Below are 10,896 nucleotides of genomic sequence, written 5' to 3' on the forward strand. Positions count from 1 at the left end.
CATACTCCGGGAACGAAGAGGCAGGGAGACGATCGGGTGTTCAGGCCGTCACGCGGGCGGCCAGGGCGGCGCGGTCGACCTTCCCGTTGACGGTCAGCGGGAACTCGTCCACCCCGTGCAGCCCTTGGGGGACCATGTAGGCGGGCAACGCCGAGCGGCAGAACGCGATGACGTCCTTGGTGTCCGGCCTGTCGCCGCCGGGGGCATAGGTGACGAACGCGTGCAGCAGCGGGTCGCCTTCGGGGCGCGGCAGGACCATCGCGACCGCGCCCGTGACCCCGGGGAACGCGCCGACGCGGCGCTCGACCTCGCCGAGCTCGACGCGGTTGCCGCGGATCTGCACCTGGGAGTCGGCGCGGCCGTGGAAGTACAGCTCGCCGTCGGGTCCCTTGGACGCCAGGTCGCCTGACTTGAAGACCAGCCGCCCCGACCTGGGGTCGAGCGGGTCGGGGACGAGGACGGCGCGCGTGGCGTCGGGGTCGCCCCAGTAGCCGGAGAACAGCGACGGGGTGCGCAGATGGATCTCGCCGACGGTGCCAGGCTCGTCCACGGGCCGCCCGTCGTCCCCGATGAGGCTCATCTCCGCGCCCGCGACGGCGTAGCCGATGGACAGGCGGGTGGTGTCGGCGGGCAGGGGGTTTCTCACCTCGGTGAGCGAGGCGGCCAGCGTCTCGGTGGCGCCGTAGCCGTTGGTGAAGTGCGCCTTGGGCAGGAGGGCTTGGAGGGCGCGCAGCTCGTCGAGGGGGAAGTTCTCGCCGGAGAACAGGATCCGGCGCAGCAGGCCCTGCTCGCCCAGCTCGGCGAGCAGTTCGGGCTCGTGGCGCAGCACGGGGCGCCAGAGCGAGGGAACGCCGTCGACCTGGGTGGCCCCGGCCTCGCGCAGAAAGCCGAGGAAGCGGCGGGGCCAGCTGAGCCGGTCGCGCGGCACGGGCACGAGCGCGGCGCCGTGGCTGAGGGCGAGGCCGATGTCGAACAGTGCGAAGTCGAACTGGAGCGGGGACGTGCCCGCCACGCGGTCGTCGGCCGTGATCAGCTCCTCGGCCTCCACGCCGCGCAGGAACGCGATGGCGCCGCGGTGGCTCATCACCACGCCCTTGGGGCGCCCCGTCGTTCCCGAGGTAAAGACGATGTAGGCGGTGTCGACGGGCGTCACCACGCGGCGGTGGCGCACGCGTGGCGCGGGCGGCCGCTCCACGGTGAGCCCTTCGGCGGTGAAGCGGGCCAGGCCGACGGCCTTGGGTATGCCGGGGCGGGCCTTCGGGGCGGCGCGCAGGTGCAGCGCGGGCTCGGCGCTTTCGGTGATCGTCAGCAGCCGCTCGTCGGGGGTCTCGGGGCTGGTCGCGATGAACGGCAGCCCGAGCGTCGAGCAGGCCAGGAGCGCCGCGATGGCGTCGGCCGAGGTGTCGGATTCGAGGATGACGCGGTCGCCGACGTCGAGGCCGAGCGCGTCGAGCTGTTGGGCGAGGCGGTCGGTGCGCCGTTCCAGCTCGCCATAGGTGATCGTCTCGACGCCGCCGCCCTCGGCGGCCTGGACCACCGCGGGCCGGTCGGGGGCCCTTCGGGCGGCGGCCAGCAGATAGGTCCGCAGGTTGTCCACCGAGGCGTGGGCCCTGGCCGGTCCATTCGAGCTCATGCGCCACCCTTCCGATTCGACCTTGCCAGCGAATACCAGATCGTTTGTAACAGGGGGCTTTTGCCGCCCACAAGAACCGCAGAGCCATGACCGGCGAGTTAGGGGGCGTTAGGGGTTATGCCGACACCTGGGGCCCACAAGACTGACCGGAAACAATAGGATCGACCTGCCGGTCTTTTCGGGTGACCATGCCGAGCGCTTACGAAATGGAGTACGAGAATATGTCGGCGATTGTCTTTCCAGGAATCGGGCCGACGCGTTTCGCCGACTCGGCGCGCTTCATGGTGGTCCACCCCGTGGCGCGCCGGCTCGTCGCCGAGGCGGACCAGGCGCTCGGCTATCCGCTGGTCGACCGCTACCGCGAGGCCGAGGACCGCGGGGACCAGGGCGCGTTCCCCGAGCCCGCGCGCGTGGCGTTCCTGGTCACGTGTCTCGCGCTGGCCGAGTGGACGGTCGCCGAGCGCGACGTGGAGCCGGTCGCGTGCGCCGGGGCCAGCTTCGGCGGAACGGCGGCCGCGGTGCACGCCGGGGCGCTGCCGTTCGCCGACGCCGTGCGGATGACCGCCGAGTGGGGCCGCCTCGTGGACGCCCACTTCGAGCGCGAGCACCGCGACGTCGTCACCCAGTCGTTCGCCCGCGTCCCGCTCGACCGGCTCGACGAGATCCGCGGCGAGCTCGACGCGAGCGGCGAGTGGAACGAGGTGGCCTGCCACGTGGACCACGACTTCCACATGCTGTCGGTGCGCGAGCACGTGCTCGACCGGCTCCAGGCGCTGCTGCGGGCCGTCGGCGGGCTGCCGCTGTACGTCATGCGGCCGCCGATGCACTCGCCCCTGTTCGCCGCGCTGCGGGAGGAGATCGCGGCCCGGGTCGTCGCGGGCGTGCCGTTCTCCGACCCCGGGATCCCGGTGGTGTCGGACCACGACGGGTCGCTGGTGACGACCGCGGACGGCGTGCGGACGCTGCTGCTCGACGCGGTGACCAGGACGGTGCGGTGGCCCGCGGTGGTCGAGACGCTCAAGGGGCTCGGCGTCGAGCGGGTCCATGTCACAGGACAGGACGGGCTGTGGGGCCGGGTGGAGATCATGACCGAGGCGTTCGACGTGGTGGCGGTGCGCCCCGACACGGCGATGCGACCGCGCAGGCGCAGCGCGATCGCATGACGTGGAAGGACGCCGGGTCAACGCATGGCTTCCAGGGTGTTCCACAGGGTCGTGGGGGTGGCGAAATTGTCGATGTGCAGGGCGTCGTCGACAAAACGGACGCCATATTTCTCCTCAAGCGACGACAGCAGCGCCACCATTCCCATGGAATCGAGGCCGAAATCGCGCAGGCTGAGGTCGGCGGTGATCTCGTCCTCGGGTTCAAGCAGAGAAAGGTGCTTCCTGAGCAGTTGCTCGAACGACTCGTCCCACATGCCAGCTCCCATGTTTTCACGGCGTTCACCGAATGGTCGGCGTCGCGGCCAACCTAAGCCCTATGTCCCGCGGGTCGGCACCCCTATCCACCCCTTTTATCCCGGAGGAAGGACAATGACGGAGACTCCCGTCACCGGACACGGTCTGCACGAGCGGTTTCTGCGCGGCCTCGCGGTCTCGCCCCGCAGGACCGCGATCCGCGTGGACGCCGAGAGCCTGACCTACGAGGAGGCGCACGAGCTGGCCCTGCGCCGCGCGGGGGCGCTGCGGGCGGCGACGACCCACGGGCCGAACGGGCAGAACGGGCCGAACGCCGTGGCCGTGCTCGCGGACAAGAGCCTGACCGCGTATGTCGGGATCCTGGCGGCGCTGTACTCGGGCGCGACCGTCGTGCCGCTCAACCCCCGCTTCCCCGCCGAGCGCACCCGCAGGATGCTCACCGCGGCCGGCGTCTCGACGGTGATCGCCGACCCGGTCGGCCAGGCGGCGCTCGCCGAGACCGAGTTGGACCTGCCCGTCCTCGACGAGGCCGCGGCATCGGCCGCGCGGCCCCTTGACGCCCCGGCCGCCGTGCGGCCTTCGGACATCGCGTATGTGCTGTTCACCTCGGGTTCGACGGGCCAGCCCAAGGGCGTCCCGATGACGCACGCGGCCAACGACTTCTACTTCTCCCTGCTCGACGACCGCTACGACTTCGGCGCCACCGACGTGTTCTGCCAGAATGTCGGCCTCAACTTCGACTGCGCGATGTTCGAGATGTTCTGCGGCTGGGGGCACGGGGCCGCCGTGCACGCCGTCCCGCCCGCGGCGCACCGCGACCTGCCCGCGTTCTTCGCCGAGCGGCGGATGACCGTGTGGTTCTCCACCCCGAGCGGCATCGCCTTCATTCGGCGTATGGGCGGCCTGACGCCCGGTTCGATGCCCACCCTGCGGTGGAGCTTCTTCGCTGGCGAGGCGCTGCTGTGCGAGGACGCCGCGGACTGGCAGGCAGCGGCGCCCAGGTCGTTGATCGAAAACCTCTACGGGCCCACCGAGTTGACCATCACCATCAGCGGCCACCGCTGGTCGCGCGAGATCTCGCCGAGCCAGGCGGTCAACGGTGTGGTCCCGATCGGCCCCGTGCACCCCGGCCATGAGCACCTGCTGCTCGACGGGGACGAGGAGTCGGAGGTGGAGGGCGAACTGTGCGTCAGCGGGCCGCAGATGACGCCCGGCTATCTCGACCCCGAGGACGACAAGGGCCGCTTCATCGAGCGCGCGGGGCGCCGCTGGTACCGCACGGGCGACCGGGTGCGGCAACTGGCCGACGGCACGCTGGTCTATCTGGGGCGGCTCGACGCCCAGGTGCAGATCCAGGGCGTCAGGGTCGAGCTGTCGGAGATCGACCACGCGGTGCGGCAGTGCGCTGGCGTGCAGAACGCCGCCACCGTGACCCGCCCCGCCCCTGGCGGCGGCCTCGAACTCGTCCTCTACTACACGGGGAAGCGCGTGCCCGCGGCGACGCTGCGCCGTGAGCTGTCGGCGCTGCTGCCCGAGGCGATGGTGCCCAAGGCGTTCCGGCACGTCACGGAGTTCCCGTTGAACTCCAACCGGAAGGTGGACCGGAAGCGGCTGGCCCGTGAGGCGGCCGGGATGTCAGAGGGACATCCCTGATCCGGCGCGGCGCACATCCTCCACGACCGTCCGCAGCGCCTCGGCGAGCGACTCGCCCGTCGGGGCGTGCTCGGGGTCGATGATCCACTGCGTCATCACCCCGCTGAGCAGCGCGTGGTAGAACTGCCCGACCGCGACCTCGGTGTGCGGCGGCAGGTCGGCGTCGCCGAGCAGGAGGCCGACCAGGCCCTTCCGGGCCTGCTGCTGGGCCTCGACGAAGAACGCGCGGACCTCGGGCACGTGGTCGAGCTGGGAGATCGCGTCGAACTGCGCGGCCCACACGGGCCGGTGGCGCTCGAACAGCTCGATCACTCGGGTCCACGCCTGCTCGAACCGCACGATCGGGTCCTCGGGCAGGTCACCGCCGTCGGCCAGGGCGCCCTTCAGCTCCTGGGCCCACTCCTCCAACGCCTCCATGATCGCGGCGTTGAGCAGGGCCTCCTTGGTGCCGTAGTGGTACCCGATCGACGCGAGGTTCGCCCCGGACGCCTCGACGATGTCCCGTGCGGTGGTGCGGGCGTAGCCCTTCTCGTACAGGCAGCGCTTCGCCCCGACCAGCAGGTCCTCTCGGTGTCCCATGCGGAGGAGTCTAGCCGCACGTCATGTTTTCGTCTAAGACCTATGGCATATACTAATCTCTCATACAGATCTAGAGTTGGGTTCTATGAGTCACGAACGAGCGACCCGGAAGGAGTGGATCGGCCTCGCCGTCCTCGTTCTCCCGGTCCTCCTGTTGTCTATGGACATGACGGTGCTGTACTTCGCGGTGCCGTTCCTGAGCGCGTCCCTTGAGCCCACGGCCACCCAGCAGTTGTGGATCGTGGACATCTACGCGTTCATGCTGGCGGGGCTGCTCATCACCATGGGCACCATCGGGGACCACATCGGCCGCAGGCTGCTGCTGATGCTGGGCGCCGGGGCGTTCGGCGTCGCGTCGCTCGCCGCCGCGTACGCGGGCAGCTCGGAGTTCCTGATCGCCTCGCGCGCCCTCCTGGGGGTGGCGGGGGCCGTGCTCGCGCCGTCCACGCTCTCGCTGATCCGCACCATGTTCCGCGACCCCGGCGAGCGCCGCGCGGCCATCGCCGTGTGGACGATCGGCATGTCGGGCGGCTCCGCGCTCGGCCCGATCGTGTCGGGGCTCCTGCTTGAGCACTTCTGGTGGGGCTCGGTCTTCCTGATCAACATCCCGGTCATCGCGCTGCTCCTGCTGATCGGCCCGTTCCTGCTGCCCGAGTACCGCTCCCCCGAGCCGGGGCGCTTCGACCTCATCGGCGCGCTACTGTCGCTCGGCGCGATCCTGCCCGTCATCTACGGCATCAAGGAGCTGGCGGAGGACGGCTTCGCGTGGTCGTACGCCGCCGTCACGGCCGTGGGCGTGGCCGTCGGCGTGCTGTTCATCCAGCGCCAACGCACCGCCGCCACGCCGCTGATCGACCTGAGTCTGTTCCGCAGCCGGGGCTTCAGCGCGTCCATCGGCGTCAACCTGGTGACGCTCTTCGCGATGGTCGGCTTTCTGCTGTTCTCCACCCAGTGGATCCAGCTGGTCTACGGACTCAGCCCGTTGGAGGCCGCGCTGTGGACGCTGCCCGCGCCCGTCGCGGTGGCGATCGCCGCGTCGCTCGCCGCGGCGCTCGCCAAGACCGTGCGCCCAGGCCACATCATCGCGGGCGGCATGGTGATCGCGACGATCGGCTTCGGGATCATGACGCAACTGCGCGTCGACTCGCATCTCGCCGTCGTGGTCATCGGCGCGAGCGTGCTGTCGGCGGGGGTGGGCATCGCGGCCCCGCTGACCGCCGACCTGATCGTCTCCTCGGCCCCGCCCGAGCGCGCGGGCTCGATCTCCGCGCTCCCGGAGACCAGCAACCAGCTCGGCGGGGCGTTCGGCGTCGCCATCCTGGGCAGCATCGGCGCCGCCGTCTACACGCGCGACGTCACCGACGCGACGTCCCAGCTCCCGCCCGAGGCGGCCGAGCCCGCCGAGGGCTCGCTCGGCGGCGCCACCGAGGTGGCGCAGCACCTGCCCGAGGCGGCGGGCGAGCCCCTGCTGGCCGCCGCGGCCGAGGCGTTCACCCATGGCATGAACATCGCCGCGGCGGCGGGCGGCGGCGTCATGCTGGTCGGCGCCGTGGGCGCCGCGGTGCTGATGCGCCATGTCACCTCCCCCGCCGCGGCCCAGGGCCCGGCCGACCGCCCGGAGGCCGAACAGGTCTCCGCCCACGACCCCGAGTGAGGGATCACCCCCTCCACACGGGAAGAGTCCCTGCGCGACCGGTCGCGCAGGGACTCTTTTTCTTCGACGACTCCTCTTCGACGACTCCTCTTCGCACGCCCGGTCCGGCGTGCGAGAAGTTCAGCGGCCGAGGGTCAGCGGGAGCGTCGCATAGCTGGTCAGGCCCATGACGCCGCGGCGCTCGGGCTCGGAGGCCAGCTCGATCTTGGGGAACGTGTCGATCAGGGTCGTGAACAGCTCGGCGCCCTCCATGCGGGCCAGGGTGCCGCCGAAGCAGTAGTGCGACCCGGCGCTGAAGCTCAGGTGCGGGCCGTCGTCCCTGGTCAGCTTCAGGCGGTGCGGCTCGGGGAACCTGCGCGGGTCGCGGTTGGCGGCGGCGAGCAGGCACACGACGAGCTCGCCCTCGGGGATCTCGGCGTCCCCGACGGTGACGGGCTTGACGGTGACCCGGCTCGACGCGGTGTTGTGGGCACTGTGGCGCAGCAGCTCGTCGACGGCCGACTGCGTGATGCTCTTGTCCTCGCGCCAGCGGTTGAGCTCGTCGGGGTGCTCGATGAGCGCCGCGGTGCCCGCCGCGATGAGGTTGGTGGTGGCCGAGAAGCCCGCGGTGAACAGGAACAGCACGAGCGCCACCAGCTCGTCGTCGTCGAGGTGGCCGCCCGACGCCTCCTGCACGAGCGACGTCAGCAGGTCCTCGCGCGGCTGGGCGCGGCGGTCCTTGATGGCGTCGGCGAAGTAGCCGCCGAGCTGCTCGGCCGCATCGTCGGCGCGGGCCAGGTCCTCGTCGGAGAAGGCACCGGGGAAGACCCTCGACCAGTCGTCGGCCAGCTCCCACAGGCGTTCCCCGTCGGCGAAGGGGATGCCGAGCATGTCGCAGATGACCGCGACGGGGAACGGCGTGGCCAGCACCTCGACAAGGTCGACCGGCTCGCCGCCGGACGAGCGCTCGATGAGGTCGTCGACAAGGCCGCGGGTCAGCCGCTCGACGGCGGGCTGCATCTTCTTGATCTTGCTCGGCGTGAAGACGCGGCTGGCCAGGACGCGGACCCGGCCGTGGTCGGGCTGGTTGAGGGCGACCATCGAGTTCAGGTAGAGGCGGAGCGACGCGTGCTCCGCCCAGTTCTCGTGCCTGAGGGCGGAGGCGCGGGCGCCGCTCTGGACGCCGGGCCGCTTCAGGAACTCGGTGACCTCCTCGTGCCCCGAGAGCGCCCAGATGTTCATGACGGCGCTGTGGTGGACCCGGTTCTCCGACTGCAACGTCTCGTAGAGGGGGAACGGGTCGATGGGGTGGGGCGGTATGAGGATCCCCATTAACGCCTGGTCGGCACGCCCGGGCGTCACGGTCGCTTCGGTGGCCATGTGGGCACTCTCCTCGTGATAGGTGGTGATTCCGGTCCGGCGCGCGGTCAGCGCGAGGACCGGGTGTCCAGTTCGTCGTCGAGGACGTCGAACAGCTCGTCGGCCGAGAGCGATTCCAGATCCGCCTCCTCGGTCTCCTGGGGCCTGTGGGTCTCTACCCAACCGGCCGTCAGGGCGCGCAGCCGGTCGGCCACGCGGGCGTATGCCTCGCCGTCGGGCGTGGCCGAGGCCAACGCGGCTTCCAGGCGGGCCAGTTCGGCGTCAAGGGGCGCCCCGGTTGGCTCCTGGTCGCCGGTCAGCCTGGCGCGCAGCTCGTCGGCGATCGCGGCGGGCGTGGGGTGGTCGAACACCAGGGTGGCGGGCAGCTTGAGGCCGGTCGCCGCGCGCAGGCCGTTGCGCAGCTCCACGGCCGTGAGCGAGTCGAAGCCGAGGTCCTTGAACGCCCGGTCCGGCCTGATCGCGTCGGTGCTGTCGTGGCCGAGCACGGCCGCGACATGGGTGCGCACCAGGTCGAGCAGGAGGCGGCCGCGTTCGGCGTCGTCCGGCTGAGCCGCGAGCGCGCGCCGCAGCTGGGCGCCCTGGTCGCCGCCCTCGGCCGCGCCGGGGCCCGCGGGGCGGCGGCGCGGGCTGCGGACCAGGCCGCGCAGCAGCCCCGGCACCGTGGCGGCGTCGCGGCCTCGCAGGGCGGCGGCGTCGAGGCGGAACGGCGCGAGCGCGGGCTCGTCCGTGCGCAGCGCGTCGTCCAGGAGGGCAAGTCCCTCCTCCTGCTCCAGGGCGGGCAGGCCCATGCGCCGCATGCGGTGCAGATCGGCCTCCTCCAGCTCGCCGAGCCCGGTGTCGGCCGCCCAGAGGCCGAACGCCAGCGACGTCACGGGCAGCCCGGCCCGGTGGCGGTGGTGGGCGAGGGCGTCGAGGAAGACGTTGGCCGCGGCGTAGTTGCCCTGCCCCGCGGCCAGCAGGTGCCCGCCGACCGAGGAGAACAGCACAAACGCCGCCAGGTCGCGGTCGGCCGTCAGCTCGTGCAGGTGCCACGCCCCGTCCACCTTGGGCCGCAGGACCGCCGCGAGGCGTTCCGGCGTGAGACCGCGGACCAGCCCGTTGTCCACGACGCCCGCCGCGTGCACGACCGCGTCGACCGGGTGGCGTTCGAGCACGGCGGCCACCGCGGCGCGGTCGGCGACGTCGCACGCCTCGATCGCGACCTCGGCGCCAAGGGCGGCCAGCTCGGCGCGCAGCTCGCCCGCGCCCGGCGCGTTCGCGCCCCTGCGGCTGGTCAGCACGAGCCGCCTGACGCCGTGCGCCGTCACCAGGTGCCGGGCGGTCAGGGCGCCGAGGCCGCTGGTGCCTCCGGTGATCAGCACCGTCCCGGCCGCCGCCCATGGCTCGCGCGCCGGGTCCACCGCGGCCGCGGGCACACGGGAGAGCCGGGGGACGAGCACCTCACCATTTCTGACGGCGAGTTCGCGCTCGTCGACGAGGGGAGGCACGGCGGCCCCCGCGTCGAGGTCGAGCAGGATGAGGCGGCCAGGGTTCTCGGCGGCGGCGGCCCGTACCAGGCCCCACACGGGCGCCTGGGCCAGGTCGATGTCCTCGCCATCGACGGGCACGGCGTTCCTGGTGACGACCGCCAGCCTCTCCTCGCCCTTGCCGTCGTCGGCCAGCCACTCCTGGATCCGCGCGAGCACCTGCTCGGCGACGGCGCGGACGGCCTCGGGCGTCTCGCCGTCGGCGCGCGGGGCCTCGTACACCGCGACGGGCACGTCGGGCGCGGGCCCCGCGGGGGCCTTGGTCCAGGTGAGGGTGAAAAGCGACTCGCGGTGGTCGCCGCCGCCGCGCAGCTGCTCGGCCGAGACGGGCCTGGCCACCAGGGCCCCGACGGTGAGCACGGGTGCCCCGGTCTCGTCGGCGACCAGCACGTCCGCGCCGTCGCTCCCCCGGTGGCGGGTCAGCCGGACGCGCAGCGCGGCGGCCCCTGCGCGGTGGAGCGCGACGCCGTTCCAGGAGAACGGCAGCTCGGGCGGCGCCTGCGACTCGTCGTCCCCGATCAGCCCCGCGTGCATCGCCGCGTCGAGCAGCGCCGGGTGTACGCCGAAGCGGGCCGCGTCCGCGCCCTCGGGGAGCGCGACCTCGGCGAACACCTCGTCGTCGCCGCGCCGCCAGGCCGCCTTGAGCCCCTGGAACGTCGGCCCGTAGTCGTAGCCGCGGGCGAGCAGCCGCTCGTAGGCGCCGTCCACGGGCACGGGGGTGGCGTCGCTCGGCGGCCAGCCGGCCAGGTCGGACGTCGGCGGCTCGGCGAGCGGGGCGATGGCGCCCGTGGCATTGCGGGTCCAGGTCTCGTCGTCGAGTGAGGAGTAGATCTCGAGGGTGCGGGCCTCGGACGCGTCCGGGCCGCCCACCATGACGCGCACGGCGACCCCGCCCTTCTCGGGGATGACGAGGGGCGCCTGAAGGGTCAGCTCGTCGATCGCGCCGCAGTCCACCTGTTCCGCGGCTCGCAGAGCCAGCTCGACCAGTCCCGTGCCGGGCAGCAGCAGGGTGCCGAGCACGTCGTGGTCGGCGAGCCAGGGCTGGGAGTCGAGGGAGAGCCGCCCGGTGAACAC

The 10,896-nt window shown here is 72.3% G+C and carries 8 protein-coding genes; 3 read left to right on the forward strand and 5 right to left on the reverse strand.

Translation table 11 applies throughout. The features are described 5' to 3' along the window. Positions 1-40: 40 nt before the first annotated feature. The gene (locus DEH69_RS23725) at positions 41-1,633 is read right to left on the reverse strand and encodes an AMP-binding protein (RefSeq protein WP_113689025.1); all 1,593 of its coding nucleotides are present in this window, start codon (positions 1,631-1,633) and stop codon (positions 41-43) included. A gap of 221 nt (positions 1,634-1,854) precedes the next feature. Here DEH69_RS23725 and DEH69_RS23730 point away from each other — a divergent pair, with 221 nt between their 5' ends. Then, on the forward strand, positions 1,855-2,796 hold the full coding sequence (locus tag DEH69_RS23730) for an ACP S-malonyltransferase (protein ID WP_113689026.1): 942 nt from the start codon (positions 1,855-1,857) through the stop codon (positions 2,794-2,796). 17 nt (positions 2,797-2,813) lie between these two features. On the opposite strand, the gene DEH69_RS23735 is transcribed toward DEH69_RS23730, so the two are convergent. Further along, positions 2,814-3,050: an acyl carrier protein gene (locus tag DEH69_RS23735; RefSeq protein WP_113689027.1), complete on the reverse strand. Its 237-nt coding sequence runs from the start codon at positions 3,048-3,050 to the stop codon at positions 2,814-2,816. 115 nt (positions 3,051-3,165) lie between these two features. Between DEH69_RS23735 and DEH69_RS23740 the strand changes: the two genes are divergently transcribed. Beyond that, complete coding sequence (locus DEH69_RS23740) at positions 3,166-4,704, forward strand: AMP-binding protein (protein WP_113689028.1); 1,539 nt, start codon at positions 3,166-3,168, stop codon at positions 4,702-4,704. On the opposite strand, the gene DEH69_RS23745 is transcribed toward DEH69_RS23740, so the two are convergent. Continuing rightward, positions 4,687-5,283, reverse strand: a complete 597-nt coding sequence (locus tag DEH69_RS23745; protein WP_113689029.1) for a TetR/AcrR family transcriptional regulator — start codon at positions 5,281-5,283, stop codon at positions 4,687-4,689. The genes DEH69_RS23740 and DEH69_RS23745 overlap by 18 nt on opposite strands. Before the next feature lie 85 nt (positions 5,284-5,368). Between DEH69_RS23745 and DEH69_RS23750 the strand changes: the two genes are divergently transcribed. Next, on the forward strand, positions 5,369-6,937 hold the full coding sequence (locus DEH69_RS23750) for an MFS transporter (protein ID WP_113689030.1): 1,569 nt from the start codon (positions 5,369-5,371) through the stop codon (positions 6,935-6,937). A 120-nt stretch (positions 6,938-7,057) separates the two neighbouring features. Here the strand turns inward: DEH69_RS23750 and DEH69_RS23755 are convergent, their stop codons facing one another. Then, positions 7,058-8,296 carry a cytochrome P450 gene (locus tag DEH69_RS23755; RefSeq protein WP_258534906.1) on the reverse strand — a complete coding sequence of 413 codons (1,239 nt, stop codon included), beginning with the start codon at positions 8,294-8,296 and terminating at the stop codon, positions 7,058-7,060. 47 nt (positions 8,297-8,343) lie between these two features. Then, positions 8,344-10,896: type I polyketide synthase (locus DEH69_RS23760; protein WP_147255800.1), on the reverse strand; the 2,553-nt coding region annotated here is incomplete at its 5' end.

The organism is Streptomyces sp. PT12, assembly GCF_003311645.1.
Classification (GTDB): Bacteria; Actinomycetota; Actinomycetes; order Streptomycetales; family Streptomycetaceae; genus Streptomyces.

Bases quoted from the DNA above. Each gene is read 5' to 3' on its own strand.
- DEH69_RS23725 (WP_113689025.1), bottom strand. From the start codon at position 1,633: ATGAGCTCGAATGGACCGGCCAGGGCCCACGCCTCGGTGGACAACCTG.
- DEH69_RS23730 (WP_113689026.1), top strand. From the start codon at position 1,855: ATGTCGGCGATTGTCTTTCCAGGAATCGGGCCGACGCGTTTCGCCGAC.
- DEH69_RS23735 (WP_113689027.1), bottom strand. From the start codon at position 3,050: ATGTGGGACGAGTCGTTCGAGCAACTGCTCAGGAAGCACCTTTCTCTG.
- DEH69_RS23740 (WP_113689028.1), top strand. From the start codon at position 3,166: ATGACGGAGACTCCCGTCACCGGACACGGTCTGCACGAGCGGTTTCTG.
- DEH69_RS23745 (WP_113689029.1), bottom strand. From the start codon at position 5,283: ATGGGACACCGAGAGGACCTGCTGGTCGGGGCGAAGCGCTGCCTGTAC.
- DEH69_RS23750 (WP_113689030.1), top strand. From the start codon at position 5,369: ATGAGTCACGAACGAGCGACCCGGAAGGAGTGGATCGGCCTCGCCGTC.
- DEH69_RS23755 (WP_258534906.1), bottom strand. From the start codon at position 8,296: ATGGCCACCGAAGCGACCGTGACGCCCGGGCGTGCCGACCAGGCGTTA.